The sequence below is a fragment of the Streptomyces sp. NPDC026500 genome, assembly GCF_055567635.1.
Window position 1 is genome coordinate 1 of record NZ_JBVHQB010000032.1, and the last position, 26,426, is coordinate 26,426.

A 26,426-nucleotide genomic window follows, 5' to 3' on the forward strand; every position below is an offset into this window, starting at 1 on the left:
GCCGGGAGGGCAGTCGTCAGGCGCGCGAAGCGCGTCAAGCCCGCTGCCGCGAGGTAAGCAGGAATCTCCCGGCTTCAGCCGGGAGAGCACTTCAAGGAATCATCCTCGCCTTCGTCATCGTCACTCTCTGGACCCAATTGGAGGACACCCAGACCATCGTCGCCACCGAGGCCACCGACACGGCGCTCATCACCCGTGACGCAGCCGCGTTCCCGGCGCTGGTGCGTACTCGTCTCGACTCCACGATGAGCGGCTACGTCCACGCGGTCGTCGAGGACCAGTGGCCCCGGATGCGCGCGGGAGACCCCAGCTACGGGGCCATAGAAACCCACCTCGGAGCCGCCTTCCAGGTACTCCAGAAATATGACCCGAAGAGCCAAAGCGAGCAGGTCTTCTACCAGGAGGCCGTCACTCATCTCAACGACGTCGCCGCCCAGCGCCGCGCCCGCATCACCACGGCACGCCAGGAACTCCCGCCGCTGCTCCAGGCCCTGGCCATCGGCGGCGCACTCGTCCTGGTCCCCCTCACGTTCCTCTACGGCATGCGCAAACTGAGGGTCCAGATCCTCTTCGTCGCCTCGGTCGCCGGCCTCGTCGGCTTCAGCCTGCTCCTCGTCTTCGTCCTGGACCGCCCGTTCGCCGGTGAACTCAGCGTCAGCCCCGCCCCGTACAGAGAAGGAGCCCTCGCCCAGTACTGGAGCCGGTGAGCCGACAACGGGTGTACTGGGCGCCGAGTACTTCATGTCGGCTCGACGGCGAAGCGGCCTGCGCCAGTTGGTGTTCGATGTCGTTGAACGGTCGCCGAACGAGGCCTTGGCCGACCAGCGGGGGCGCATCGACGTCACCCTCACCTTGACCTGTCGGGCAATTCGTCGAGGCGGCTGAGCCACTCCGGGGTCCCGGCCTCGATCGGAGCCACGCGGACCCGACCGGGCGGCGACGGCGACAACGCGAACCTCGTCCGCAGCACCGGCGCCGTGCGCGCATACGTCCGAGACGCCGTACGAGCGCACCTCGACGCACGGCTGGAGCAGCGCCCGAACAGACTGCGGCCCGGACACGCGGCGGGTGACAAGAGCCACGGCGCGGTGCGGGCTGTCCGTGATCGTGCGCGGGGCGGTCCGCGGAACTCATGAGCTGGGCAGGCCGCCGTGGCACGGATTCCTGTCGATGGCTGCGGAAGCACCCCGTCGTCCGGCAAATCTCCGGCGCTCTGCGGGAAGCCGCCAGACCACCCTGACCTTCGGCTCTAGTGCCGCGATCCTGGCTCGGCTGAGACCCTGCAGCATGTGAACCGAGACGATGCAGCTCGCACCCGGAGGAGGTTCCTCGGGGAACTGCGTGCCGACTGGGCGCAGGTACGCGGTCGGACGTGGATGTGGTCCGATACGACCGCAATGTCGGTCTACCACGTCGTCGCGCTCCCGTCGGTTTTCGCGCGGGGGCCTGTTCTGACCGGGGGCGAGTGGGGTGGCGCGGCGGGCTGCGGGGCGGACCACAGCAGTGCCTCATGGGCAGCACACCCGCGTCGCCGAACTGCCGCGCCATGTGCACGCACAGGACCTCCGAACACGCCCCTGGGCACCCGGAACCCGGCCACCGCTCCCCCGCCGTCGGCATTCGTCGCCGACGGGCCGGTGAGCTGGTCCGCTGGCGTGCCCGCACATACGGCCGTACACCCTTGGCCCGTTCGGGGGTGAGGTGCGTTAGCCCGTCCGCCCCCTGTGGCTACACCTCGACGCGTTGCATCCGCTTCCGCGACCTGCGCAAACGTTCCCGCGAGGGCGGTCACTACGACTGCCCGGGTGACACCTGTGCCGATCCCTCCTGTTGCGGAGCTGACGGATCGTCGGTTTTCTCGTCGATGGAGACCACAGGAGCGCCGAGCGGACAGGTCGGCCACTGCACTGTCGGAGGATTCCCTTGCGAAACACACACGTTGGCGTCGGTGTCGGTCTGCTCTTCGGAGTCCTGGCTCTGCAGAGTACGGCGGTCTGGGCCGCCGGTGACCCGGAGCTCCGCATCGATCCGGGCAATGCCTCACCAGGCTCCACGGTCACTGTCACCACCACGGCCTGCGGCCCGGACGTGACCTACGGCAAGGGCGAGTCCGTGGCGGGGGGCCAGTTCCATCTCTTCGAGGGCAACCGCAAGGGCGTGCTCGCGGGAGAGTTCCAGATCCCGGCAGAGGGAGCGTCCGGCACCGACACCGTCACTGTGAAGTGCCCGCCACGGATCAAGCTCACGGATACGTACGAGATCGCCGAGCGGCGGCCCAACGGCGCCATCGAGGCCGGCTTCGGAGGCGCCGAGGACACCGACAGACAGGTTGCCGTGGGCGGAGCGTTGATCACCGCGGCCGCGGCCGGGGTTCTGATCAGGATGCGCCGCCGCTCGCCCGGCGCCCGGTTCTGACCTCCCGCTCAGGCCACCCCGTCCCGGCGCCGCACCGTCCCGGGGAACGCGGGAACAAACCCCACCCGGCTCCAGGCAAGAGGCTCAACTGTGAAGGAATCCCGGGAAAGGACCGGCGCACCGCCGCGCATGTTCGTCCCACCGGTCACGTATCTGGTCCTGGCACTCGTGGCGGGCAGCCTGCTGGTGCTCGGCACGATGGTCGACAGGCGCCCCCCGCAGCCGTCGGCCGACCAGGCTTTCGCCACCTCGTCAGCGGGCCTTGGCTCCTCGCCGGCACACCCCGCCGTCCGGCCACTGCCCCCCGCGAAGCCCGTCCGGATTCGTATCCCCGCCATCGACGTGAACGCGCCTCTGGCAAGGCTGGGCCTCGACAGGGCGGGGGCTCTGCGGCCCCCGCCCGCCGACGAACCCGGTCTTGCCGGTTGGTACGGCGGGGGCACGGCACCGGGTTCGCCAGGTGTGGCCCTGGCCGCGGGGCATGTGGACACACGCGCCGGCAGTCCCGGCGTCTTCTACCGACTGGGTGCCGTCACCAAGGGCGAAACGATCGAGATCAGCCGGGCGGACGGGCGCACCGCCGTTTTCACCGTCGACGCCGTGGAGGTCTACGACAAGGACAGATTCCCCAACGAAAAGGTCTACGGCAGCTCTGGCCGCCCCGAACTACGACTGATCACCTGCGGCGGCCAGGCAGGGGGCAGCGGATACCTCGGCAACATCGTGGTGTACTCGACTCTCACCGCGGTGCGATAGACGCCACTCCCCGGCAGATTGGACCGCACTCGGTGAACCACCTTGCTGCCGGGAACGAGACTGCGCCGCAAGGCCCCATGCTGAGCCTGACCCCCGGAACCGATCCAGGTGGCGCCGACGCAGGCGGCGCGTTCGGCCGTGACGGGGTCAACGTCCTCGCGGGTCTGGTGCGACAGGTCGGTGCCCTGGCCGACCTGCCGCTTCGGCGGTGTCGACAGGACCCCGCCCAGGCCCGCCTCCCGCGTCGACTCCGCCTCACAGCGCTCGGCGAAACCGCAGGTCGGTCTGCGGCCCGCCCCGCCTTCGGCACCCCTGGACTGCCCTGCTCCACCATCACCGCAGGTCCCCGAGAAACGAGAGGCCCTGTCGTGGAAGTGCCGCGTGGTCGCGGTCACTGAGTCCAGTTCGTCCACTCGCGGGTGGACTGTCTCGTCCACAGGTGCGGGAACGTTTCCGACCGGCCCACCCCGGCGGCCACGGTACAACTCGGACGCGAACGATGCCGAGTGGTTCCCTGGTACGGGATCTACCGCCGGTTCCGGGACGGCTGGCCGGCCCGTCGGCCCAGCAGTCCATGCCAGGAACGCGCTGCCGCCGCCGGCGTACGGTCGCCTTCGGCGGCCGGGGAGCCTGTCCGTCCCCGATCACGACACCGACATCGGAGCTTTGGGGGCCCAGTTCTCGATACGCGCCACCAGCGTCCGACACCCGCCGGTGCTGGCGCCGGTGCGAGACGGCCCCGTCAGCCCGCCGCCCCGGCAAGGACACCGCGAGCCACCGAAGCCGAACCTGCTCGTGCTCCCGCCGCAGTTCCCGGACCGAAGTACGCCGTCAGAGCATCCGTCAGTCCCTGCCTGCCCGACGCCCAGGCGATGTAGCCATCGGGCCGCACCAGCAGCGCGTCACAGGACAGCTCCGGCACCGGCCCGGCATGCACCACGCGCACCAGCCCGGTCCACCCGCGGGCCTGCTCCGCATACCCCCCGCGGCCACCCCGCTCACCGAACAGCAGGAGTAGTGGACGCTCCTCCCGCAGCAGCGAGATCACATCGACCAGGCCCGACGAGGTGTGCAGGGCGACATTGTGCAGAAACCTTCCCTCCCACTGCGGACAGTCCGCCCCGCGCGTCGGCAGCACCGTGTCCTGCGCACTGACCATCGACGCCAGCACACCACTTTCCCCACCCCCCGCCAGTAGCTCACCGAACAACACCCGCAACGGCTCCAACTCAGGACCCGGCCGCATCAAAGCGAGCTGGGCCCGCGTACCGTCCACCACCCGCAGCGCAGCCGGCTGCCGCTCCGCGTCATAGGTGTCCAGCAGCCCCGCACCCGCCCTGCCTCGCACTGCGAGCGCCAGCTTCCAGCCCAGATTCACCGCGTCAAGCAGCCCCGTGCTCAACCCCTGCCCGCCCACCGGGAAATGCACATGCGCCGCGTCTCCCGCCAAAAAGATCCGCCCCCGCCGGAACGACCCCGCCACCCGCGAAAAATCACTGAACCGGCTCAGCCACCGCGGCTCCCCCATCGCGATGTCCCGCCCCAGGATCCGGCTCACCTCACCCCGCAACTCCCCCATCGTGGGCGGCAGATGACGTCCCACGTGCGCGCCCCGACAGTCAAGCGTCCGCAGGCGCACCACCCCTTCCCCCACCTCCTTCACCACGACCCAGCCGCGCTCGGTGCGTTGCCACCCCGCTTCCAGCACCTCGCCCTCCCCCAGCCGTACATCACCCGCCAACGCCGACACCGTCGCCGGCCATGTCCGCGACACAAAACCCGTCTGCCCCCGCACCACGCTCCGGGCCCCGTCCGCCCCCACCAGAAAGCCCCCTGAACACACCACAACGCCCCCCGGCCCCCGCGCCACCACGCTCACCCCCGCCGAGCCCTGCGACATCCGGACTACCCGATACCCACGTAAGATCCGCACCCCTGCGGCACGCGCCCGCCCCTCCAAGTCACATTCCAATTCCTCCTGAGCACACTTCAACACCGCCACCGGCTCCCCCGCGGGCGCCGGAATCCTCAGCCCCCCAACACCCCCGAAATGAAACGGAGCCCCATCCCCCGCCGAACCGCCCCGCACCCCGTCGGCGCCACCAACCGCCCCCACATCGCCGCCCGCCGACCGCGCACCCACAAACGCGCCCAGGTAGCCCCGCCGCACCAGACACTGCACCGCACGCGCATGCAACGTCGTCGCCTTCGGACACCCCGACACACCCAACCGCGACTCCATCACCACCACAGCCACCCCCCACCCCGCCAACTCACACGCCAACAGCAACCCCACCGGCCCCCCACCGACGACCACCACCTGCGCCCGTATCTCACGCATCACACAGACCCCCAAAGACGGAAATCCAACCCGAACCCGACCGAACCCCGAACTCACCGCGGAACCAAACCCAAGCCCGAACCGAGCAGCAACTGAACCTCGAGCCGAGGCGGAACCAGCCCGCCCAGCCCCGTCTTCTCTCCCTGCGCAAGCGAGAAAATATACCGGCTGGACGGTTCTTTGCAACGATGCCGACGACTGACTTCCCCTCCCCCAAAAACAGCAGACACCCCACACACAAACCCGGGCTGACCGCGCTCGTGATTACCCGTCGGGGCTGCGGCGCCCCCGCACCCTCGGCGCGGACCTGACGATCTGTCGTGGTGCCGATCGCGGTGAGTGTCGGTTCGACAATCTTTCCGGCTGGAGCGCGAGCGGCAAAGGGCCAGGCGGTGAGGCGCTACAGGACCGTCAATCCGCGGGGCAACGCCGCCGGTCGGCGTATCTGAGAGGCCAATCGACGACCTCCGCACCTGTCAGCAGCTCCTGGGAGTACTCGACCAGGCCCGTCTGCTCAGCGAATTCACGCACGTGCAGGGCCGCCCCAGTCGAAGTCCGGCTACCTCAAGGTGCCTCGCGCGTTCTTCCGCGACCTGCACGAATGGGAGTGGATCCCGCGCCGGTTCGACCCCGCCCACGCTCTGAGAACGCCACGGAGCGTTCGCGCTCTGATGGGCCCGGACCCGCGGGGCATCGCTGATGACATCTGGGCCAAACTGCTATGGGCCGGCCTGAACGTCGAGCCCGGCGACCTGCCGACCGCGGACGGCCGCACCTATCCGGTCGAGCTGATCCGCGCCATCACGTCGACCTGGCTTTTCGCAGGCCAACGCAGCGACGAGATCGCCCGGCTCCGGTTGGGCTGCATCCGTTGGCAGCACGACGGGCTGCCCATCCCCGGCGACTCCGGCGAAGCCCTCGCCCGCGACGCTGTCTGCCTGCTGGAGGTGCCCACCACAAGACCGGCACCGCGTTCACCAAGCCCGTCGACCCCCTGCTCGGCCAGCCATCGAGGCAGCGCAGGCCGTGAGGTCCGCCCAGCCGCCCAAGCTTGACCGCAAGACCAACGAGTACGCCGACTTCTTGTTCGCCCACCGGGTCCGTCGGGTCGCCAAGCACTACATCAACACGGCGATCATCCCGATGCTCTGCCGCAAGGCCGGTGTCCCTCCCGCGGATGTTCGCGCCAACATCACCAGCCACCGGGCCCGGTCCGCCATCGCCAGCCAGCTCTACAACACAAAGGAGCCGATGACGCTCTTCGAGCTGCAGGAATGGCTCGGTCACCGCACTCCCGAGGCGACCACCCACTACGCGAAGCTCACCCCGAACGCCCTCGCCAGGGCCGGGCCTTCAACGACGCCGGATACTTCGCCCGAAAGGTGCGCACCATCGAGGTCCTCGTCGATCGCGACGCGGTCACCTCCGGCGCGGCCGCCACCGGCGAGCCCTGGCAGTACTTCGACCTCGGCCACGGTTGGTGCACCTACTCCTACTTCGAACAGTGCCCGCACCGCAGGGCCTGCGCACGCTGCGACTTCTACACTCCCAAGGGCTCCAGCAAGGGCCAGCTCCTGGAGGCGAAGGAGAACCTTCAGAAGATGCCGGCCAGCATCCCGCTCACCGACGACGAACGCGCCGCAGTCGATGACGGGCAGGCCGCCCTCGACCAGTTCCTGGAGCGACTCACCGACGTTCCCACTCCGGCCGGACCGACCCCTCGACAGATCGGGCTGCCTGCCACCGCGACGTCGTCGCGATCAACGGCCCCAGCTACCGACTCAAGAACCGCCTCAAGGCCATCGAACGGGACACCAACGTGGCCTGACCACTGGCCACGTTCAAACGTACCGACCCGGCCACATCGAAGAGTACGTGGACAGCGGGGCATGGACCTACGCTCGGAGTTGCTTCCGCCACCGGTGGAACAACAACACCTTGAGGAGGTCTGCAGCGAGATCGAGCGGATCGCAGACCTGATTGCTCGCGGCGGACTGGCAGACGACGCCATCGCGGCCTTCAACGAAAGAACCGGACACGAGTACGTCTCTCTCGACTTCACGGAGTACTACGGGTGGCGCGACCTGCACGACTTCGCCCGTGAAGCCGCCCGGCCAGCATGGCCGAGGGTGCCCGACATCACTCGCGACGATCTCGCCGAAATCGTCCGCAGAGTTCTGGCCAATGACGCCGAAGCCGACTACTACCTGCGGCTTTTCGAAGTCAACGTGCCCCATCCGCAAGCAGCTTCTCTGATCTTCCGTCCTCCAGCCGAACTACGGGACGCCTCCGCTGGAGCGATCGTTGATGCGGCGCTGAGCTACCGCGCGATCGCCTTGTGACAACCTCAGCGATACGCCCGGGGACTTGACGCTCTCATATGCCACAGAAACGGCGGGAAGTCGTGAGGCAGCTAACGCCAGGCAATGCCGGTGCCGTCGACGTAGAGGATGGCGTCCATCAGGCGGCGCAGGTCGTGCTCGGGCGACCGGCCGATGTCCAGAGCCCTGCCCCTGCGCTCGACCCGCCACCCGGTGAGGATGGGCCCGATCAGTTCCCAAGCGCGCATCGGAGAGGTCGCTGGGATACGGGCGTTGTCGCGTCATGTTTCGGTAGTACCGGCGGCCAGCCCGTCCCTGCAGGGAGCAAACCGAGCCAAGCGGGGGCGCCTTGGGATCGGATAGCAGCGAACCGACGAGAACGGGCGACCGAGGGGCGACATCTACCCCATCCGCCACATGGAACACCTTCGCCCCAGCAGCCTTCTCGACTCGTCCCGGTGAAGCGCCACCAAACAACCTCGCCGGGACAAAACGCTCTTTGAGAGCCTGTCTCTGAACCCCCGTCGCTCGCGCGGAGCGCGGGCGCAGCAGCGGCCGATGCGGTGTGTGCGGCGAGCGTGCGTACGGGGCGCTGGAACGCAGGTGGGGGTTCAGGACAGGGTCTTCAGCAGGCCATCCTGGTCTGTCGGCGATCTTCAAACTCCGCGAGGAGCACCCGAATCGGGTGACGCTGCCCCGATTTGGAGAAGTGAGCAATCCTTGACGCGCACGTGGCCGAGCCGGGCCTGGCAGTGGTGGAGATTGCCGCCGCCGACGACGCGACCGCCTTCACCCTCCAGATGCGAGCGAACCGGTGTGGTGACGGCCGCCCGGCGGATCCGTACGAGCCTCAGGACATGCTGCCCCGGCACACCGTCCCCGGGGCCGGGGTGCGGCCCGTGCGGAGGTAGTGGTCGACCGTCTGCGTGACGCAGCGGTTCTGCGGGTATGTGCCATGACCCTCCTCCTCGGCCGTCAGAAGGACGCCGACGCCGTCGCCCAGGGCGCGGGCCATGTGGCGGGCGCCGGGGTAGGGGGTGGTCGGGTCGCCGGTGCCGCCGACCACTAGGACGGGGGCCGCGCCGTCGGCGTTCACCTGGAGCGTGGCGCGCTCGCCGTCGAACGGCCAGTCGTAGCAGAGGTAGACGCCGGTGGACCAGGCCGCGCCGAAGACGGGTGAGGCGGCTTTGATGCGGGCCGCGTCCCGGTCGAGGCGTCCGAAGCCGGGGCGCAGGCTGGAGTCCGCGCAGGTGATCGCGGTCAGGGCGGCGCGGATGCTGTCGCGCGGGGTCGCCGCGCGGTCGGCGGATCCGAGGTCGTCCGCGCCCTTGCTCAGCGGACGGCCGTCGTTGTGGTCGATCAGCGCGGTGAGGGCCTTGGCGAGCGGCGCCCAGCCGTCCGTGCCGAGGTCGAGATGGTCGCTGACGGCGTACGCGAGGTCGTGGGCGTCGAGGTTCCTTCCGGCGCCGGCCGGGGCGGGCTTCTTCTCCAGGCGGTCGGCCAGGCGCGCCATGCGCCGCGCGGCCTCCTCGGGCCCGTCGCCGGTCGGGCAGTGGCGGATCCGGGCCGCGCAGTGTGCGGCGAACCGGTCGAATGCCGCCTGGACCGCCTTGACCTGGGACACCTGCTCCTCGTCGTGGTCCTCGGTCGGATCGACGGACGCTTCGAGGACGAGCCGTCCGACGTGCGACGGGTACAGGTGGGCGTAGACCCCGCCGAGTGCCGTTCCGTACGAGACGCCGAAGTAGTGCAGCCGCTCGTCGCCGAGGAGATAGCGCATCAGGTCGAGGTCGCGTGCGGTGTGCGAGGTGCCGATGTACGGGAGGAGCGCCCGGGAGTGCTCGGCGCAGGCGTCGGCCCCGTCGTAGCCGGTGTCGTCCGCGGTCTTCCCGCATCGCACCGGGATGGTCGCGCCGACGCCGCGCGGATCGAAGGAGACCAGGTCGTAGCGGTCGAGGAGCGGCTCGTACTGGTTGATGAGTTCGGGCAGTCCGCTCACGCCGGACACTCCGGGGCCGCCGAAGTTGAGGACGAGCGAGCCGATGCGCCGAGCGTTCGGGCCGGTGGCCTTGCGGCGGATCAGGGCGACGTCGATCGTCCTGCCGTCCGGTTTCCGGTAGTCGAGGGGGGCCTTCATGGTGGCGCAGTCGTAACCCGTGCGTGCGGTGGGCGGCAAGGTGCAGTTGGACCAGTGGAGGTGCTGGCCGGTGGTGAGCGCGGTGGGCAGACCGGCGGGCGGGTTGTTTGCGGTGAACTCCGTACGCGGCTCCGCACTCCGGCCGGGAGCGTCGTGCTGCAGCCAGGCGCTGACGGCCCCGATCGCGGCGAGGACGACCACCGCGATGATGCGCGCGCCGACCGAGAGGCCCGGTCTATGGCTTCGTATCGGATGTGCGTCACTCATCGAAATCCCCGCGCTCCCGCCCCTGGACACCCGCCCCGTGCCCGCATGCCCGTACCCGTGATCATCCGATCGTCGAATGCGTGCAGGATACAAGCCGCCTCCGACAGCACGGCCGGACGCCCGGCGCGCGATGTCCGGGGCGGCGGGCTCGCTGTCACCGCCGGACTCTCTACAACATGGAGCTCCGCCCAGGTCGAGGGCCACGTCACACGCGTCAAACTCCTAAAACGCATGGCCTACGGACGAGCCAACTTCGACCTCCTACGCCAACGCACAACTCGCCCCATGACCGTGCAACATCACAAGATCCCCGACAGAGCCGAATATCGCGAACGTCCACGGACGTCGGTGGCAGAACCTCGTCGGTGGTAACGCCGGTGCGGATTGAAGCGGCTGATGCTCCGCAGGGTGTCGGCGAGGAACAACTGTTGTCCCGTGACGGGGATGAGGTGGATGGCTGAGGGGCCATTGGCGTGGGTTCCCGCGGTCAGCATGCGGGCCTGGTGACGGCACAACCGGCAGTGTCCGTCGGCCAGCGGGACGGTACGTACGCAGGTGATGCAGCGTCCGACTGCGTGGGTTCGCGCGGAACTGCGGCGGGCTTTGCAGATGTAGCCGTCCATGTAGCCCCAGGCGACGCAGACACGGCACGAGCAGGGCCGGCTTCGCGCGTTCAGGTGGGGGTGGCAGCGGCGGCACCAACCGGACATCCAGTACTCCCCGCCACACCCTTTGCACGGAGCAGGGGGATCGGCCGGCCAGCCGCACTCCCAGCAGCATTGGTGCCTCGGCGTGCGCGGCGGCCGCGCCCGGCAGGACACACACCAACTCGCCGTCCAGGGCCGCCCGCAGGATCGGTGAGAGGTTCTTGCGCCCGCTCATGGTGGCGTGCTGCGGCCGATGCGACGAACGGGCCTGACCGCAGGCTGACTACCCACGGCCTGCTCGGCTCTTTCGCAGGAGCGGCCGTGATCTTTCCTGGCTCGCGTATCAGCAGGTCCTCCGGACCGCAGTTCAAGACCGCGCAGATGACGTCCAGGTCATCGAGGCGGATGGAGGTCGGCTGCCCCGACCACAGGCCCGACATCCTGCCGCCCCAACGTTTGGGGCGAAGTCTGTTCGGGGGCAGGTCACCTGAGTTCAACAGCGTAGGAGTCGCCGGAGAATTCCCGGCCGTCGGTGCCTTCGCCGATGTCGGCGACGATGACGTCGTCGATGAAGCGGTCCTCGAAGTCGTCATCACGCAAGTCGTCGGCCAGCCACAGCGTCTCGATTTCGCTCCAGTCCCCACGGCTTCCGTCGATGCGTAGGGGTGCGGCGCGGCGGGTGCCGCGTTCGCGTAGGCGGTTCTCCGCTTACTGACCCCGCGATGAACCACCGCTAGAGTCGCCCGGTGGCCGCGGACGGTAGGGGCATCGAGACGAGGAGCCCGGACGATGGACCTGGAACTTCGGCATCTACGGACCTTGTGTGCGATCGCCGACGCCGGGAGTCTGGGGCGAGCCGCGGCACTCCTGAAGTACTCGCAGCCGGCGATGAGCACCCAACTGCGCCGGATCGAGCGGCTCTTCGGTGAGGACTTGTTCGTGCGTACCGCGTCGGGAGTCGAGCCGACCCAGTACGGCCTTGAGGTCTTGACTCAGGCGCGCGACATTCTGGCCCGTGCGGATGCCATCAGGCGTCGTCCGGCGGGGGACGGCGTCGGAGCACCCCGGGTCCTGCGCCTTGCGGCGACCAACTCGCCCGTCCTGTCCGGCATGGTCGTCCGTATACGCAGCCGGAGGCCTGATCTCACGCTGACGGTGAGCAGCGTCTACCCGTCGTCGGAGATAGTCGAGCACTTGGAGAAGGGCGAGGTGGACGCCGCGATCGCCGCGGACTACCCGGGAATGGAGTTGCGGCACTCCGCGGCCGTGGCGCATCGTGAGATCGTCAACGAACCCGCGTTCGTAGCCCTGCCCGCCGGTCACCGGCTCAAGCACCGCATGGAGGTCCCCCTCGCCGAACTCGCCGACGAGGCCTGGTTCCTGACCCCCGACGACGGTGCCGGCTGGCCGGGCGTGTTCTACGCGGCCTGCGCGGCAGCCGGGTTCACGCCCGCGGCCGTCCATGAGTACCTCGGTGACCGGCTCCAGCTCCAGGACATGATCGCCGAGGGACTCGGCGTCTCCATCGTGCAGGCCACGACCCGGCCGAACCAGGGCGTGATCGTCAAACCGCTGACCGGCACACCGCTGTGGACCCGCTATCTGCTCGCATGGCGCCGCGACCAGGTCACGGAGGACATCACGGAGACACTGTTCAGCTCCGCGCACGCGTCCTACCGCGACCTCATCACGCGGTCGGCGCACTTCCAGGCGTGGGCGGCGCAGACGTTCCATTTGCCGCGTTCCTAGGGTCAGTTACGGCGGCGTCCCGCGCCTTGGGACGCGGGGTCAGACCAGGAGCTCGCCCATCCACGTCTCGATCGCCGACGCGGTGCGCGGCAGCGCCGACGACATGAGGCGGGCGCCGTCCTCCGTGACGACCAGATCGTCCTCGATGCGCACGCCGACGCCGCGCAGCTCCGGCGGCAGCGTCAGGTCGTCCGGCTGGAGATACAGGCCCGGCTCGACGGTCAGGACGTGACCCGCCTCCAGGACGCCGTCCAGGTACTGCTCGGCGCGGGCCGCGGCGCAGTCGTGGACGTCCATGCCCAGCATGTGGCCGCTGCTGCACCACGTGTAGCGGCGGAAGAGACCGCTCTCGGGCTCAAGGGCCTCGTCCGGCGTCACCGGGAGCAGGCCCCAGGAGTGCAGCCCCTCGGCGATGACCCGCATCGCGGCGAGGTGGAAGTCACGAAAGCGCGCGCCCGGCCGGACCGCAGCGATACCGGCGTCCTGCGCGGCGAGCACGAGGTCGTAGAGGTCGCGCTGCGCGGCGGTGAAGGTGCCGCTCACCGGAAGGGTGCGCGTGATGTCGGCGGTGTAGAGCGTGTCCGACTCGACGCCGGCGTCGAGCAGCAGCAGGTCACCGGGATGGACCGGACCGTCGTTGGCGATCCAGTGCAGTACGCACGCGTGCGCTCCGGCGGCGGCGATTGTCTCGTAGCCGAGGCCGTTGCCCTCGAGGCGGGCGCGCAGGCCGAAGACGCCCTCGACCCAGCGTTCGCCGCGCGGATGGCGGACGGCCTCGGGCAGTGCGCGCACGACGTCGGTGAATCCGGCCGCCGTGGCGTCCACCGCGATCTGCAGCTGCTCGACCTCCCACTCGTCCTTGACCAGGCGCATCTCGGACAGGAACGAGGCGAATTCGAGGTCGTCCTTTTCACGGCCGGTGCTGTCGACGAGCGCGTCGATCTCCGGGTCGACACCGCGCAGCAAGCGGGCCGGCCGCGCGCCCACCAGCCGGGCGGGCACGTCGTCGAGGCCCTGGGTCGCCATGCCGAGCCGTGAGGAGGCCTCGTCGAGGGTGGCGCGGCGGCCGACCCAGATCTCGCCGTAGCGGCGGTCGCGGTAGAACTCCCCGGTGTCGCGCGGGGATCGCGGGCGGACGTGCAGCACCGCCTCGTGACCGGAGGCGGTCGGTTCGAGGATCAGGACGCTGCCCGGCTCGGTCCCACCCGTCAGGTACGAGAACGCGGTGTGCGGCCGGAACCGGTAGTCGCAGTCGTTGCTGCGCACCTTGAGGACGCCAGAGGGAACGACGAGCCGTTCGCCGGGGAAACGCGCGGACAGCCGGTCGCGCCGTTTGGCCGCCCACGGTGCGATCGACTGCGGGGGCGGATCGGCGCGCGGCGAAGAGTCCCAGTTCCCCATGAGGAACTCGGCGAGCGCCGAGGAGACCGGAAGGTCGTGCGAACCGGTGTGGAACGGCTTCTTCGTCGTCATACCGGGATCGTAGGGAGCAGGGGGCCGCCCCGCCCCATACCGTTTTCCCGCCGCACGCATAACACGAGCCGGAGACCTGCTCGGCGTCCCCGACCTGACCATCAACTGCCTCTGCGGGCACGGATGTTATGGCCCGCCCCGCCATTGTCGTATCCCTCGGTCCGTTGTCATTGGCCGCTGTGAGTGGGACGTTCCCCCCACGCCTCGCCGCTCGTGCTCGAAGCGCCCCCCCCCACTCACGAAGGAGCATTGATGCGTCGTCGACCTGCCCTGCCCGGATTCCATCCCGGAAGTCGGTCCAGATTCGCGTCCGGATTCCTGGCCGTCAGCCTGGCGGTCAGCGCCCTGACAGCAGGCCTGCTGGCCGCACCGGCCCTCGCAGCAGCCGGACCGAAGACCGCCACAACGGCTGCTCCCACGACCACCGCCGTGACCAAGCCCAAGCCGCGCGCGCTGTCGCCGCTCGGCGCGAACACCACTGCGCCCGATCAAGCAGACGTCCAGAGCGGGCGACTGGCCGCCGCCCATGTCCGGCCGCTCAGCCCGCAGTTGCCGCCGACCTCCTCGACCTCGAGGACCGTGCGCCCTCCCAAAGCCACCAAACACGCGGCAGCCGCGTCGTGCACCCCGGCCGACTTCGGCACCCGTACCGGATCCGAACTCGTCGCGTACATCAAGGACTCGACCACCGACTGCATCAATACGCTGTTCGGCATCACCGGCACGGACGCCCGCAACGTGTTCCGCGAGGCGCAGATGGTGACCGTCGCAGGCGCCTTCCAGGACGCGTCGCAGAGGTATCCCGGCGACAACTCCACGCACGTGTGGCAGCTCGTGCTGTTCCTGCGCGCCGGCTACTACGTGCAGTACAACGACTCGGCCGACGTCGGCGACTACGGCCCGCCCCTGGCCGCGGCCATCGAAGGCGGACTGGACGCGTTCACCACCAACTGCCGCTTTATGCACGTCAGTTCGGAACACGGCAACGTCCTGGGCGACGTCATCATCCTTACGGACAGTGCCGACGAGCAGGCTCGCTACCTGAACACGTACAAGCGACTCCTGAACGCCTACGACAGCTCCTACGACGCCTACTGGAGCATGGACACGGCCGTCAACGACGTCTTCACCCCGCTCTTCCGCGGCCACTTCAACCCCGCGTTCATCAGCGCGGTCACCGCTGACCCGAGCATCATCGACACGCTGAACTCGTTCGCCCTGAACCACATGTCGATGCTGAGCGGGACCTGGTACTTCATGGCCGCCAACGCCGGAACCGAGACGGCGCGCTTCCTCGACACGGCCGGGCTCCAGGACAAGGTGCGGCCGATGGTGAAGGGCCTCCTCGGCGCCTCCTCGATCACCGGCCCGACCGCTCCGCTGTGGGTCGGCACCGCCGAGATGACCTCCTCGCACGACGCGGCCCTATGCTCGTACTACGACACCTGCGACCTGACGTCCAAGCTCACCGCGGCGGCACTCCCCATCACCTACAAGTGCGATGACGGGCACACTTTCCTGGCCCAGTCCCTGACCGACTCGGCGCTCGCCGAGGCCTGCGCGAGCGTGCAGGGACAGGACGCCTACTTCCACGGCATTGTCAAGGACAGCGGCCCGGTCGCCGATGACCGCAACACCAACATCCAGATCGTCGTCTTCGCGAGTCCCAGGGACTACCAGACGTACTCAGGCTGGATCTTCGGCAACAGCACCAACAACGGCGGCGAATACCTGGAGGGCAACCCCGCCGACCCCAACAACCAGGCCCGCTTCGTCGCCTACGTGAAGAGCGTGGGCGACGGCTTCCCGGCGGACATCTGGAACCTGAACCACGAGTACACCCACTACCTCGACGGCCGCTACGACACGTACGGCGACTTCTCCGCGGGCCAGACGGTCCCGGACATCTGGTGGATGGAGGGCTTCGCCGAGTACGTCTCGTACACCTACCGGGGCGTGCTCGACACCGAGGCGCTCTCCGATGCCGGGAAGCACACCTACGCCCTGAGCACCCTGTGGCAGAGCACGTACGCCAACTCCGACCTGACCCGCACTTACCCCTGGGGCTACCTGTCCGTCCGCTACATGATTGAGAACCACCCGGACGACGTGCAGGCCATGCTCACCAAGTTCCGCACCGGCGACTACGCCGGAGCCTATGCGGTCTACAACACCGGCATCGGCACCCGTTACGACACGGACTTCGCCGCCTGGCTGGACACTTGCGCGGCCGGCGCCTGCCGCGGGAGCAGCAGCTGACCGAGCCCTGACGGCTGAGCCGGCCGCCGCCTGCCCCTGCCTCTCCCTGTCACCCCGCCGGGGCGGGAACCTGGTGGAAGTGCGGTGCGCGCTGCATGAAGTGGCCCAGCGCTCGATGCAGTTCGTCAAGCAGCTGGGTGTCGGCCAGCTCTGCCGGATCTTCCTGAAGCCGGTCGAGCTGTCGGCCGGTCTTGGCGCGCCCAGGTGCGTCAGACCGTGATGGCGAAGACCCACAGGTGAGGGTCGGGGCCGGGGATGATCACGTAGTGGACGATGGCGGTGCGGGTCGTGATGACGCGTACCGCCTCATCCATGTCGTACTTGTCGGCCTGCGGCCAGGACCAAGGGTCGGCGCATGCGCGGATCACCGCGTCGTGGAGCTCTTCCTTGGCCGGGCCGGGCAGGTTTTTGATGGTCTCGCCGATGTGCGCGGCGAATCGGGCGGGGATTGCCGTCACGCGCCGAAGACCTCGTCCATGGTCATGGAGCCGGTTTCGGGTCGGCCGCTGGCGATCCACTTCTGGTAGGCGACGCGGGCGTGCATGCGCGCGCGGGCTTCCCGCAGGTCTTCGGGGCCGTCCGCGGCGGCCTGGTCGGCCTCGAGGACGCCGGTGACGTAGTCGTTGAGGGACATTCCGGCGCGCTGCGCCGAGGCGCGCACCTTGTCGGCCAGCTCCTGGTCGACGCGAGTGTTGAGCTGTGCGATTCCCATAGCAGCCATGTTAGCGATCTGCTAGCAGGCGGGGAAGGGGCTGTCGGGCGACGCCCGCGGGCGCAGAGCTGGTCCCGTGTCGCCTGTCCTTCTACCGGCTCGCGGGGGCCGAGGTGGAGCCGTCGCAGGGTGCCTGGGTGTCGCAGACCTCATGGCGTCTGTCCGTGCTCGGCGGAGCGGGGCGAGGGGTTCGTCGACGAAAAGGGGATGAGGCGTGCCCGACCGGTCGCCTGTGCACGCGTACCGCTCACCGACGGTCCTCGACCACGACGGGCCGTTGCCCATCAGCGAGGGCACCGTCATCCGCCTGGTCGTTCAGAAGCTGCCCAGCGGTGGGGTCAACAAGCCTGTCTGGCTGTGGTGGTCGCGCACCGGCGCCACCGAAGTGGACGTCGACCGCTGCTGGCAGTGCTTCCTTCGGCGCTTCGACATCGAGCACACATTCCGCCTGTTTAAGCAGACCCTCGGCTGGACCAAGCCCCGACTTCGCAGCTCGGAAACGGCCGACCGGTGGACCTGGCTCGTGACCGAGCTAAGATCGGCACCTTCGACAACCCGGACGACGCCGCTTGGTTCCGGGGTCACGACGAGCGGACCGGGTATCCCGTCGCGCGGATCTCGTCACGGACGTCCGCGAGGGAGATCTTCGGGTTCAGGCGTCTGACGATGTCCTCGTCCAGCGGTCGCTGCTCGTAGATGTCCCGCACCGCGTCAAGGTCCACGGGCCGTTCGTAGTAGTCCTTCGCCCATGATCGGAACGCCTGCGGTGTGCGCTCGGTGAGCATCGCGAACATCCATCCGGAGCCGTCGGGGTCCCTCTCCCCCTCCGGGAAGTCGATCCGGCCCGTGCGCCACCGGTCGTCCTCCTTCTCGCGCCACAGACAGCAGGTGACCATGGGCATGTCCTCGTCCCGGAAGGCCGGTTCCTCGACGGCGGAGCGGAACACCTCAGGCACCGTGTCCAGGACGCCAGGCCACACCTCGCCTTCCGCGTACGGGCTCATCGCCGACTCGTGGTCAAAACCCCGGATGTACGCACCGGCCGCCGAGAAGACCACGTCGTACTCGTCGCCGCCGCCGTTGCGCATCGAGAAACAATTCTCGCCGTCCCGCCCCTGCGCGCCGAAGGTGTAGTACCGGTAGGCGCCGCCGTGATTGAGCACGGCCTCCGCGACGGCGATCGAGAGGCACAGGTCGTGCAACTCGGGCAGGTCAGGCAGCGAGGCCGCCACGTCATGAACAGTCATGACGTCATCCAAGCGCACACCACCGACAGCACCGACGGCGCCGTCGCGCGCCACCTCCGAGGCCGCACTCCTGAAGCTCTCGAAGCCGCATCCCGTGAAGGGGCCATGGGCCGATCGCTGAATGCGCGCACGCGCGGCACCGCAAGGCAGGGACAGAGACCGTCGGACCGGCCGCGGGACGAGCGCCGACGCCTGCGGGTGCCGTCGTCGGCGGTGGGATCGGCGGTCTGGCACTGGCTGCAATGTGACATTCGGATGCCAGGGCGGCGCGAGGCTTCTGCAATGGCAGGCGCGGAAATGTGTGCGTCGTTACAGGGTGACTGACCACCGGCCACGGGTTTGTGTGTTTCTCCGTCGGGGTGATCGTGACTGCGCCGCCGTAGACGGGCAGTTCGCCAACGGTGTTGAGGCGGTCGCGAATCTCTTCCAGCAGGTTCCATAGGCGGCGCGGGCCGCCCTGATGGACCGTCGGTGACTGGCGGGGGCCGTCCGCAGGCAGCAAGCTCCGGTCATCATGCGCGCGTTGAGGCTGCGGTGTCGCTCGCACCCAGGGGCGCATCCCGTGGGCCTATGCAGCCCACGGGATGCGCCGTGGCCGAGGAGGACTTCCGCGGTGTCGCTCGCCGGCTACTTCAGGTTGAGTACGTCTCCGGCCGACACCTTCCGTGAGGTGGTCGTGGTGCCGGGAAAGTACCAGCGCCAACTGCCCCCCGAAGTAACGGTCACCTTGGTGGTCAGCTTTCCGGCGTCGCCCGTCGTCACGGTCTTGACCGTGCTGTACTGGGCGACGCCCTTCTTCCTGAACTGGAGTTTGACCTGCTGCCCGGTGAACCCGTGGTACTTCAGGTCCTCCCAGTTGGCCCGCGACAGCTTGCCGGTGACAGTTACCTTGGCGCCCTTGGTGACCTCCTCGGGTGCGATCACCGTGGTGAGCTGGGCGGCACGCTTGACCTTGTACAGGGCGATACGGTCGGAGATCCAGTAGTCGCCGTCGTTCGCCTTGACGGTGGCGTTGACCTGCCAGACTCCCGCGACCTTGTTGCTGTCGCTGTCGCTGTAGCCGGGAATCCAGGCCGGCGTGACGGTCATCGTGGCCCTGCACACCGATGTCGTCGCCGACTTCTTGGTGCAGGAGGTGCCGGTCCAGTCCACGAAGCCGCTGCCGGCGGCGCTGGAGGCGTTGTACGTGCTGACATGCGTCAGCCCCTTCACGCCGGAGCCGTCCTTGACGGTGATGTCGATCGGGTACCGGATCGTCTTCGACGTTCCCACAATGACGTTGCCGCCGCCGTTGACGACGGTCTTCACCACCCGGATGTCGCCCCGCCCCTCCGCATGGGCTCCGGTCGCCAGCGCCAAGGCCGCCGCCCCGCCGGCCGCAGCCCAGGCCATTCTGCTTCGCATGATCCTCCCCTTGTCGTGTCCGTGCCAGAAGAGGCTATGCGATCAGGGCTCTTGCCGTGACGACACGGACCTCCTGGGGCGTGTGTGAGAGGGCCGCACTGGTAGCTGGCGGCACTCAGGCCAGACAGATACGCCCACGGCAATCGACCTTTCCGGCAAACTGCCCATCCGTGGACTGACGACGGCCCGCAGCAACCCTGCCGTGAGCTCCGGATCCCACGGCCGATGGTCAGGTTCATCAGAATCGCTTTGGTCTCCGCCTCAAGAGCTGATCACGTGCAGGGTTGCCAGCAGGAGCTGACAATTGGTGATCGCGTCGTACTGTCCGCCCAGGGGTCGATAGCGGTACGCCCTGCGGTGAGCTGCCCACAGGCCCTTCCAGGTGACGTACGACCGCATGGTGTCTTCCACACGGAGTTCGCCAACCATTCTCGGGTCCGGCGAGCGTCGGCGAAGTGGCGGTACAGCTCCCGCTCCATCACTTCGCGGTCGAAAGCTGCGTTGTAGGTGACGCAGCGGCGGCCGTGGAGCAGGTGAGCGAGTTCGGGTACGAGCTCGCTGAACGCCGGTGACACGGCCGTCTGGACGGGGGTGATTCCGTGGAGCGCGCTGGCGCGGGGCGTGATGGCGGCGCGCGGGTTGACGAGTTGGTTGAGGAGGGGGGTGCCGTTCGTGTCCGTCAGACCGATCTGAACGGCCCACGAGCGGTTGAGTCCGATTGTCTGGAGGTTGAAGACGAGCAGCTGGGGATCATGGAGAAGTCTGCTCGACCATTGTCTTGCGGTGTCGCGCCGCCTTGGCCAGGAAGGCGGTCGACGCGGGGCCCGGACGGCGTCGTCCAGGCGAAGGTGGCGTTCGCGGGTGGACTGTTCGCGCCAAAGCTGCCGGCTTCGGGCTGGGTGTTGCTGGTCGGATTCACCGACGTCGAGATGGACCGGGCGCCAGCAGGCGTCGAGGGTCTCGCGGGGCGAGCGCCAGGCGAAGTTGACGTGTGGTCGGCCGGGGACGAAGGTCAGGCGCAGGCGGCCCTTACTGTGTGCCTCGCAGGCTGGAACAGCCAAACCATGTTGCCGTAGATACGTTCACGCTGGACGATGTGGAGCCGTGCGGGGGTTCCGTACTGAAGTTCCACGACGATGCCGTCGGGGCAGACGACGTCGGCTTCCAGATCATCGTGCGGAACGAACTGCCGGTCTTCGGGCAGGCCTTCGCGCCATCGCTGGTTCCAGGACCCCTCGCCGCGTACACGGGAGGGGCCAAGCACTGCCCCGCACTCGGGACACGTAGTCGGGGAGGCCATCACGCAGCCTTGAGCTCCGCGTCCAGCCACATCACGGCGGCCTCGGTAAGGCCGAGTTCCTGGGGTGGCATTCCTGCTGCGCGCAGGACTCCGGCGACAGTGCTCTCGTTGCGATGCCTGTTGACCAGATCGATCAGGACGCTGTCGGCCTTCTCCACGAGATCGAGTGTTGCCAGCAGGTCGCCATTGGTGGCGATCTGCCGGTCGCACCCCGATCAGCCTCCGGCTCTCCTCCTTGGCCTTGTTCCGGCGCGTGGGGACGCTGACGCGGAACTCGGAGTAACGCACAGTGAACGGGGTTCCCTGGGACTATCTCGTGACGGTCGCCCAGTTCGCCGTCGATGACGACGCCGAGCTCGATGTCAGCACGCCCAGCGTCCGCGTAGACGAGGAGCTTGACCGGCAAACACCGGACACCGGACACCGGACCGTGAGGGGACATCGGGGCGTGCGGGCTCCAGCGGAAGGGTGCACTTTCGGCCAAACAGTTCCCGGCAGGGATCGGAGGGGCGCCGATCCGTGATCAACACGGGGACCTTGGGCATGTCTGGTTTTGAGTGGAAGTAAATATTGAATTTTGGATCAATTCGGGTGCCCTTGTCCAGTTCCGTTGATCGTTTTCAGTCACTGAGGTGTTACTGGCGAGGAACATAAATTCGAAGTGTGCCAGTATTCGAGCCAACGGGGACGGCGCTGGAGTACCGGATATCCGGTACCGGCAGGGCGGCATGCTGACCACATGCCGCAGCGGCCCCGTGCCAGTAGGGGGAGTCGGGTGCTTTTTTGATGTGTGCGAAGCACCGGCATCGGCGGCACTGTTCCTTCCTGGCCCGCTACCCACTGTCCCAGTTGCCGAACGTGTGCGACGGCTCGCCCTCCGCCGTGCAGGTGCGCACCACCCGGCCAACTCCAGCCGGACCGGGGCTCGTTGCGGTCCGCCCCGGTCAACGGACCGCGATCATTGTCCTGTTCCGGCGGGCGGCCGACATCAGGGAGACCGCTCAAGTAGTCCATCGCCGGACAGCCACCCACCGGCATCGCCCGCCCGACGGCACGCGCGCCGCCCCGAACACACGACAGAAGATCATCATGATCCGAGTTCCCACCTGCATACTCAGCAGCTTTCAGGCACCCCAGATCTCTCACGGCCACAACCCCGACCGGTTCGTGCAGATCGGTTCGTTGACCAAGCCGCTCACCGCGACCGTCCTGACCGCCTTGGCCGACGCCGGAGTCCTGAGCCTCGACGACCCGCTGGAGCTGTTCCTGCCGGCGCCCCGCGGCACGGGAATCACCCTGCGCCGGCTTGCCGAGCACACCTCGGGCCTTCCTCGGATACCTCCCGGCATCGCCGGGCGCGATCCCTACGTGGCTTTCGACGCCGACACCCTGGACTCGCTCGTACGGCACCTCGACACCCTGGTCACGGCTCCCGCGGGGACGGTCGAGGAGTATTCCAACCTCGGATACGCGGTCCTGGGCGCCGCTCTGGTCGCGGCCACCCGCACCCCGTACGAGGAACTGCTGCACCGCCACCTCCTCGATCCCCTCGGCATCGCCGACGTCGCCGCCGATCCGCCGTCCGGCAGACGACTGTGCCGCAGGGGGCTGTTCGGCCGGCCTCGGCAGCCCTGGACCATGGACGGCGCGATCCTTCCCGCCGGCGGGCTGTGGGCCACCCCCCGGGCCGCCGCCCGCCTCCTCACCGACCTGCTTGTCGACCGCAGGCTGGGTGAGCCTGCACCGGCCTGGCAGAAGGCGGGGAGCCTTCTGTGGCACAACGGCGCGACAGGCGGCGCGTCCGTCTTCGCGGGAGCCTCACCGCAGGGCTGGATTCTTGTTCACCGTCTGTCCGGTAGAAGTGCCGTGACGGACAAGATGGCCCTGGACACGCTCAGACTCTTCATCGGGCCCCGAGCTTGATGCCCGGAGCGGCAAGGAGCCCGGATGCGTCACCACGACGCTCTTCCGAACGGTGCCGTCAGCAACCCTGACGAGCCTCACCGCTCTGAACTGCGTAAAGAGGATGCGAAAAAAGCTGCCGGGCCGCGGGCGGGAAGCCGCCTGCGGCCCGGCAGTTGGTACGAGAGGAGCGGCGGATCAGAAGGCGCCGGTGCCGTTCGGGGTGCCGAGGCCGGTGGGGCCGTCCCAGCCGACGCGGGCGTTGCACCACTGGGTGGTCGGGCAGCTGCCGTTGCTGCCGGAGGTCACGTCGTAGAGCGACGTCGCGTGTGTGTAGGGGTAGTTGTTGTCGATCGAGCCGGTGTTGCCGGCCAGCCCGTAGACCGAGGCGATGATCGGGGACGACACGCTGGTGCCGCCGAAGACCATCCAGCCGGACAGGCCCTGGTACGCGGTGCTGTCGTAGACGGCCACGCCGGTGGCGGGGTCGGCGACCGCGGAGACGTCCGCCTCGGCGCGGTTGGCACAGCCGGTGCCGAAGGATGCGGCGCCGCTGAGCGCGGCGTTGTATGCGGAGCAGCCGCTGCCGGCGCCGCTCCACGCGGTCTCGGCCCAGCCGCGGCTGCCGGTCGAGGTGGTGAGGTGGGTGCCGCCGACGGCGGTGACGTAGTGAGAGGAGGCCGGGTAGCTCGCGCCGTAGCCGCTGTCACCGGAGCTGGCGGTCACCGCGATGCCCGGGTGGTTGTAGTACGAGCCGTAGGTGGCGTCGGAGGCGTCGGAGCCCCCGTAGCTGTTGCTGATCGCCACCACGCCGGGGGTGGCCGCCGCACGGTTCACCGCGGCGCCCAGATTGGCGAAGGAAGAGGAGCTGGCCTCCACCAGGAGGATGTGGCAGTTGGGGCAGATCGCGGAGACCATGTCGATGTCGAGCGAGATCTCCTGGGCCCAGCCGCCGTTGTTGCGGGGGTAGTTGGTGCCGCCGTTCTGGTCGATCTTCTTGAAGCAGCCGTTGGCCGTGGTGCAGGCCGGCAGCCCGAACTGGCTGCGGTACACGCCCAGGTCGGCCTCGGCGGTCGGGTCGTTGTACGCGTCGACGATCGCGACCGTCCGGCCCGAACCGGCCGTGCTGGACGGCAGGTTGTACGCGGACTGCAGACTGGAGGGTCCGTAGCCGGAGGGCGTGGCGTTCGGGGCGACCGACTTCAGGGGGGTGAGGTCGGTGCGGACGATGGCCTTGCACGCCGCGAACCCGGCTTTGGCGGTGGCGCAGGAGTGGGCCGGCGCCTTGGCGCTCGGCGTGGCCGCGGCGTGGGAGGCCACGGCGGGGCCGAGGACGGTGAGCGGGATCGCCGCCAGGGCTGCGGACACGATGGTCAACAGCCTTGCGCGCAGCTGCATATGGGTCTCCTTGGGTTGTGGAGATCAGCGACGGCGCAAGCGTGCTGGAAGAGCAGCTGAACGGAAAGCCATCAAATATTAAAGAAACGATTCGCTTGTGATTCCCGCCTTCGTGAATGGTGATTCGGAGTGCAAAAACCTGACATGTTCATGGAGGGTTTGGGTAGCCGGGTCTCGGGGTAACTGCCCGCTGCCGTGCTGGTGACACGGGCTCAGTTCTGCCGCAGTGCCGGCATCGGGACCGGGATGCCGTACGCGGTCGCGCCCGCTCCGACGTCGCCCTCGCAGGTGTTCGGCGGGTCGGCTGTCACGGGGATTCAGGAACATTCGTGTCAGATGGTGCGCCAAGTGCCTGACCATGTCCTTGCATGACAAGTCGGTCGGTTCGTTGACGCAGTTCAGCGGCTCGTCGCTTCGGGTGGATCCGCCCGAAGCGACGTCTCGGCGACAGGTACCGCCCGCCGTAGGGTGGTCGTATGGGCAACCGGGGCGCCCCGGTTGCGTCCGGTCGTCGTCGCGGTCGACGGGGGCGGGTCAAGGCTGTGCCTCGGGCCCCGGCGAGGTCGACCTGGACGAGCAGCTTCAGAAGCTGCTGAAGGGCTCGGGCGAGTAGCGATGGGGCGGGGCGTTCCCGCTCACGTCCATGCCGAAGCCATCCTTTCGCCGCTACGGCGCATCCGGGTCGCGAGGTGGTCGACCATGAAGAGCGCGGACCGCTGGGCCGGGTCGGCCTCGCGCGACTCCAGCTCGGAGTTGAGAGAGCTGACGCCGGATGAGGCTGTGCGAGCGGCGCGAGAGGCTGGTGAACAGCGCCTCCGCTTCGTACCGTGGCGGCAGGCTGCCCGGACACCGTTGTGGAATGCCGGCCCGCCAACTGTCCCCTCGCGCTCTCCTGCCTCACGCGGCAGGACGCCTTTGCTGCCCCCCGTTCCCTGCGCTCACGGACCCGGGCTTCACCGCGTTCGTGCCGCGCGAGGGCTGCGGCCCCTGCGCGCCCGGACACGGCGAGCCGGACGACGGAACGGGCCGTCCGATGCGGGACGGCCGCCGGGAGGCCTACTTGGATTCGACTCGTCCCACGTGAGTCAGTGCCTCGCACGTGGTCTGCCACGTGGGGGCGCCGGGGTACAACAGGGTGCGGAGGTAGGCCGCGGTAAGCAGGGCGAGGGCGGCGACTCGTTCGGGGTTCTCGTCGGTGGTCTCGGCGGCGTCGTATCCGGCGATCCCGCCGAGTCCGTGCTCCGCGTCGAACAGGGTGAGCAGGGTCTTGGGACTGGGGGCGAGGGTGTAGGGGTCGGCATGCCAGTCCGGCCCCATGTCCGTGAAGTGCCGGGAGTCGTCCTTGTCGCCGGCGACGACCAACGCGGGTGTGGTCATGGTGGAGAAGTCGACGGCCCCGATGATCGGCCACTGCTCGGCCATGGGCCCGTTGAAGACGTCGCCGCCCCTGCCGGGCGCGGCGAGAAGTACGCCCGCCTTGATCCGAGGTTCCACGAGGTGCACCACGTCCCCGGTGTCGGGGTCGGTGAGCCCGGCGCCAAGGAGGAGGGCGGCGGTGAAGCCACCGAGCGAGTGTCCGGCGAGGGCGACCTTGGCGTGGTCGATCCGCCCGGCGAGCTGCGGCACGGCGCTCTCGATCACGTCGATCCGATCGAGGATGTGGGTCATGTCCTCGGCGCGGGAGCGCCAGAAGTCGGGAGCTCCGGGGGCGTCGGCGACCACGTCGGCCAGCGTCCTGGAGGTGAGGTGCGTGGGCTGGACGACGACGAATCCGTGGGCTGCCCAGAAGTTGGCGAGCGGTGCGTAGCCGTTCAGCGAGGAGAGATTGTTCGAGGGGCCGTGGCCATGGGAGAAGAGGATGACGGGAAGGCTGGTTCCGATCGCGGGAGCGGAGACGCGCACTTGGAGGTCCACAGGACGTCCGGGCACGGAGAGGACTACGGGACCGAATGACAGGACCGGGACGGGCGTGCCCAAGGCGTCGGTGGTGGCGGATGTGCTCACGATGAGGGTTCCCTTTCGGTGACACCTGCCGCCCGCCGGTCACCTGCGACGGCGATGGACAGGGCGGTCAGGAGCGTCCCGTTTCGACCAACCT

The 26,426-nt window shown here is 68.6% G+C and carries 21 protein-coding genes and 5 pseudogenes; 12 read left to right on the plus strand and 14 right to left on the minus strand.

Annotated features, from left to right (window positions below):
- The 3 genes from ACZ4N5_RS37915 to ACZ4N5_RS37925 form a co-directional block, all read left to right on the plus strand.
- Positions 1 to 707 (plus strand): bestrophin-like domain (locus ACZ4N5_RS37915; RefSeq protein ID WP_467761565.1); only part of this gene is annotated, 707 nt, incomplete at its 5' end.
- 1,216 nt (positions 708 to 1,923) lie between these two features.
- A complete protein-coding gene (locus tag ACZ4N5_RS37920) occupies positions 1,924 to 2,415 on the plus strand; it encodes a sortase (RefSeq protein WP_467761566.1) in 492 nt (163 codons plus the stop codon).
- A gap of 129 nt (positions 2,416 to 2,544) precedes the next feature.
- The gene (locus ACZ4N5_RS37925; protein ID WP_467761567.1) at positions 2,545 to 3,171 is read left to right on the plus strand and encodes a class F sortase; all 627 of its coding nucleotides are present in this window, start codon (positions 2,545 to 2,547) and stop codon (positions 3,169 to 3,171) included.
- A gap of 742 nt (positions 3,172 to 3,913) precedes the next feature.
- Here the strand turns inward: ACZ4N5_RS37925 and ACZ4N5_RS37930 are convergent.
- A complete protein-coding gene (locus tag ACZ4N5_RS37930) occupies positions 3,914 to 5,512 on the minus strand; it encodes an FAD-dependent monooxygenase (RefSeq protein ID WP_467761568.1) in 1,599 nt (532 codons plus the stop codon).
- 671 nt (positions 5,513 to 6,183) lie between these two features.
- Here ACZ4N5_RS37930 and ACZ4N5_RS37935 point away from each other — a divergent pair.
- The 4 genes and pseudogenes from ACZ4N5_RS37935 to ACZ4N5_RS37950 all read left to right on the plus strand — a co-directional run bounded on the left by ACZ4N5_RS37935 (position 6,184) and on the right by ACZ4N5_RS37950 (position 7,854).
- Positions 6,184 to 6,567, plus strand: a complete 384-nt coding sequence (locus tag ACZ4N5_RS37935; protein WP_467761569.1) for a hypothetical protein — start codon at positions 6,184 to 6,186, stop codon at positions 6,565 to 6,567.
- A pseudogene (locus ACZ4N5_RS37940) lies at positions 6,539 to 6,778 on the plus strand (tyrosine-type recombinase/integrase); the annotation flags it as partial. The gene ACZ4N5_RS37935 and the pseudogene ACZ4N5_RS37940, both read left to right, overlap by 29 nt.
- A 481-nt stretch (positions 6,779 to 7,259) precedes the next feature.
- A pseudogene (locus ACZ4N5_RS37945) lies at positions 7,260 to 7,340 on the plus strand (AAA family ATPase); the annotation flags it as partial.
- 94 nt (positions 7,341 to 7,434) lie between these two features.
- A complete protein-coding gene (locus ACZ4N5_RS37950) occupies positions 7,435 to 7,854 on the plus strand; it encodes a hypothetical protein (protein WP_467761570.1) in 420 nt (139 codons plus the stop codon).
- A 74-nt stretch (positions 7,855 to 7,928) separates the two neighbouring features.
- Here ACZ4N5_RS37950 and ACZ4N5_RS37955 read toward each other — a convergent pair.
- A pseudogene (locus tag ACZ4N5_RS37955) lies at positions 7,929 to 8,118 on the minus strand (transposase); the annotation flags it as partial.
- A gap of 431 nt (positions 8,119 to 8,549) precedes the next feature.
- Between ACZ4N5_RS37955 and ACZ4N5_RS37960 the strand changes: the two are divergent.
- Positions 8,550 to 8,744: a DUF6207 family protein gene (locus tag ACZ4N5_RS37960; protein WP_467761628.1), complete on the plus strand. Its 195-nt coding sequence runs from the start codon at positions 8,550 to 8,552 to the stop codon at positions 8,742 to 8,744.
- Here ACZ4N5_RS37960 and ACZ4N5_RS37965 read toward each other — a convergent pair.
- Positions 8,684 to 10,237: an alpha/beta hydrolase gene (locus ACZ4N5_RS37965; RefSeq protein ID WP_467761571.1), complete on the minus strand. Its 1,554-nt coding sequence runs from the start codon at positions 10,235 to 10,237 to the stop codon at positions 8,684 to 8,686. The genes ACZ4N5_RS37960 and ACZ4N5_RS37965 overlap by 61 nt on opposite strands.
- Before the next feature lie 673 nt (positions 10,238 to 10,910).
- Positions 10,911 to 11,324: a helix-turn-helix domain-containing protein gene (locus ACZ4N5_RS37970; protein ID WP_467761572.1), complete on the minus strand. Its 414-nt coding sequence runs from the start codon at positions 11,322 to 11,324 to the stop codon at positions 10,911 to 10,913.
- 349 nt (positions 11,325 to 11,673) lie between these two features.
- On the opposite strand from ACZ4N5_RS37970, the gene ACZ4N5_RS37975 reads away from it, so the two are divergent.
- Complete coding sequence (locus tag ACZ4N5_RS37975; protein WP_467761573.1) at positions 11,674 to 12,633, plus strand: LysR family transcriptional regulator; 960 nt, start codon at positions 11,674 to 11,676, stop codon at positions 12,631 to 12,633.
- Positions 12,634 to 12,672: 39 nt separating this feature from the next.
- Here ACZ4N5_RS37975 and ACZ4N5_RS37980 read toward each other — a convergent pair whose 3' ends face one another.
- Complete coding sequence (locus tag ACZ4N5_RS37980) at positions 12,673 to 14,106, minus strand: aminopeptidase P family protein (protein WP_467761574.1); 1,434 nt, start codon at positions 14,104 to 14,106, stop codon at positions 12,673 to 12,675.
- A gap of 252 nt (positions 14,107 to 14,358) precedes the next feature.
- Here ACZ4N5_RS37980 and ACZ4N5_RS37985 point away from each other — a divergent pair, with 252 nt between their 5' ends.
- Positions 14,359 to 16,365 carry a collagenase gene (locus ACZ4N5_RS37985; RefSeq protein ID WP_467761575.1) on the plus strand — a complete coding sequence of 669 codons (2,007 nt, stop codon included), beginning with the start codon at positions 14,359 to 14,361 and terminating at the stop codon, positions 16,363 to 16,365.
- Positions 16,366 to 16,574: 209 nt separating this feature from the next.
- Here the strand turns inward: ACZ4N5_RS37985 and ACZ4N5_RS37990 are convergent, their stop codons facing one another.
- Together ACZ4N5_RS37990 and ACZ4N5_RS37995 are read right to left on the minus strand one after the other, a co-directional pair.
- Complete coding sequence (locus tag ACZ4N5_RS37990; RefSeq protein WP_362406213.1) at positions 16,575 to 16,823, minus strand: hypothetical protein; 249 nt, start codon at positions 16,821 to 16,823, stop codon at positions 16,575 to 16,577.
- Positions 16,820 to 17,077, minus strand: coding sequence for a toxin-antitoxin system HicB family antitoxin (locus ACZ4N5_RS37995; protein WP_339135258.1), 258 nt, complete (start codon positions 17,075 to 17,077; stop codon positions 16,820 to 16,822). Before ACZ4N5_RS37995 ends, ACZ4N5_RS37990 begins: the two co-directional genes overlap by 4 nt.
- A 268-nt stretch (positions 17,078 to 17,345) precedes the next feature.
- On the opposite strand from ACZ4N5_RS37995, the pseudogene ACZ4N5_RS38000 reads away from it, so the two are divergent.
- Positions 17,346 to 17,621: pseudogene (locus ACZ4N5_RS38000) on the plus strand (NF041680 family putative transposase); the annotation flags it as partial.
- A 37-nt stretch (positions 17,622 to 17,658) separates the two neighbouring features.
- Here the strand turns inward: ACZ4N5_RS38000 and ACZ4N5_RS38005 are convergent.
- The 5 genes and pseudogenes from ACZ4N5_RS38005 to ACZ4N5_RS38025 form a co-directional block, all read right to left on the minus strand.
- A complete protein-coding gene (locus tag ACZ4N5_RS38005) occupies positions 17,659 to 18,324 on the minus strand; it encodes a hypothetical protein (RefSeq protein WP_467761576.1) in 666 nt (221 codons plus the stop codon).
- 627 nt (positions 18,325 to 18,951) lie between these two features.
- Positions 18,952 to 19,728 (minus strand): hypothetical protein, encoded by a 777-nt coding sequence (locus ACZ4N5_RS38010; RefSeq protein WP_467761577.1) that lies wholly within the window; start codon positions 19,726 to 19,728, stop codon positions 18,952 to 18,954.
- Positions 19,729 to 19,989: 261 nt separating this feature from the next.
- Positions 19,990 to 20,139, minus strand: a complete 150-nt coding sequence (locus ACZ4N5_RS38015) for a hypothetical protein (RefSeq protein WP_467761631.1) — start codon at positions 20,137 to 20,139, stop codon at positions 19,990 to 19,992.
- Between the two features lie 47 nt (positions 20,140 to 20,186).
- Positions 20,187 to 20,789: pseudogene (locus ACZ4N5_RS38020) on the minus strand (3'-5' exonuclease); the annotation flags it as partial.
- A 238-nt stretch (positions 20,790 to 21,027) separates the two neighbouring features.
- Complete coding sequence (locus tag ACZ4N5_RS38025) at positions 21,028 to 21,186, minus strand: hypothetical protein (RefSeq protein WP_467761578.1); 159 nt, start codon at positions 21,184 to 21,186, stop codon at positions 21,028 to 21,030.
- A gap of 931 nt (positions 21,187 to 22,117) precedes the next feature.
- Here ACZ4N5_RS38025 and ACZ4N5_RS38030 point away from each other — a divergent pair.
- A complete protein-coding gene (locus ACZ4N5_RS38030) occupies positions 22,118 to 22,951 on the plus strand; it encodes a serine hydrolase domain-containing protein (RefSeq protein ID WP_467761579.1) in 834 nt (277 codons plus the stop codon).
- A gap of 177 nt (positions 22,952 to 23,128) precedes the next feature.
- On the opposite strand, the gene ACZ4N5_RS38035 is transcribed toward ACZ4N5_RS38030, so the two are convergent.
- Positions 23,129 to 24,328, minus strand: coding sequence for a S53 family peptidase (locus ACZ4N5_RS38035; protein ID WP_467761580.1), 1,200 nt, complete (start codon positions 24,326 to 24,328; stop codon positions 23,129 to 23,131).
- Positions 24,329 to 25,384: 1,056 nt separating this feature from the next.
- The gene (locus ACZ4N5_RS38040; protein WP_467761629.1) at positions 25,385 to 26,335 is read right to left on the minus strand and encodes an alpha/beta hydrolase family protein; all 951 of its coding nucleotides are present in this window, start codon (positions 26,333 to 26,335) and stop codon (positions 25,385 to 25,387) included.
- Between the last annotated feature and the right edge of the window lie 91 nt (positions 26,336 to 26,426).

What these genes read in the sequence shown, in the direction of transcription:
- ACZ4N5_RS37980 (WP_467761574.1), bottom strand. Translation starts at nt 14,106, where the DNA reads ATGACGACGAAGAAGCCGTTCCACACCGGTTCGCACGACCTTCCGGTC.
- ACZ4N5_RS37985 (WP_467761575.1), top strand. Translation starts at nt 14,359, where the DNA reads ATGCGTCGTCGACCTGCCCTGCCCGGATTCCATCCCGGAAGTCGGTCC.
- ACZ4N5_RS38030 (WP_467761579.1), top strand. Translation starts at nt 22,118, where the DNA reads ATGATCCGAGTTCCCACCTGCATACTCAGCAGCTTTCAGGCACCCCAG.
- ACZ4N5_RS37975 (WP_467761573.1), top strand. Translation starts at nt 11,674, where the DNA reads ATGGACCTGGAACTTCGGCATCTACGGACCTTGTGTGCGATCGCCGAC.
- ACZ4N5_RS38005 (WP_467761576.1), bottom strand. Translation starts at nt 18,324, where the DNA reads ATGACTGTTCATGACGTGGCGGCCTCGCTGCCTGACCTGCCCGAGTTG.
- ACZ4N5_RS37965 (WP_467761571.1), bottom strand. Translation starts at nt 10,237, where the DNA reads ATGAGTGACGCACATCCGATACGAAGCCATAGACCGGGCCTCTCGGTC.
- ACZ4N5_RS37925 (WP_467761567.1), top strand. Translation starts at nt 2,545, where the DNA reads ATGTTCGTCCCACCGGTCACGTATCTGGTCCTGGCACTCGTGGCGGGC.
- ACZ4N5_RS37935 (WP_467761569.1), top strand. Translation starts at nt 6,184, where the DNA reads ATGGGCCCGGACCCGCGGGGCATCGCTGATGACATCTGGGCCAAACTG.
- ACZ4N5_RS37970 (WP_467761572.1), bottom strand. Translation starts at nt 11,324, where the DNA reads ATGTCGGGCCTGTGGTCGGGGCAGCCGACCTCCATCCGCCTCGATGAC.
- ACZ4N5_RS37930 (WP_467761568.1), bottom strand. Translation starts at nt 5,512, where the DNA reads ATGCGTGAGATACGGGCGCAGGTGGTGGTCGTCGGTGGGGGGCCGGTG.
- ACZ4N5_RS37995 (WP_339135258.1), bottom strand. Translation starts at nt 17,077, where the DNA reads ATGGGAATCGCACAGCTCAACACTCGCGTCGACCAGGAGCTGGCCGAC.
- ACZ4N5_RS38035 (WP_467761580.1), bottom strand. Translation starts at nt 24,328, where the DNA reads ATGCAGCTGCGCGCAAGGCTGTTGACCATCGTGTCCGCAGCCCTGGCG.
- ACZ4N5_RS38010 (WP_467761577.1), bottom strand. Translation starts at nt 19,728, where the DNA reads ATGCGAAGCAGAATGGCCTGGGCTGCGGCCGGCGGGGCGGCGGCCTTG.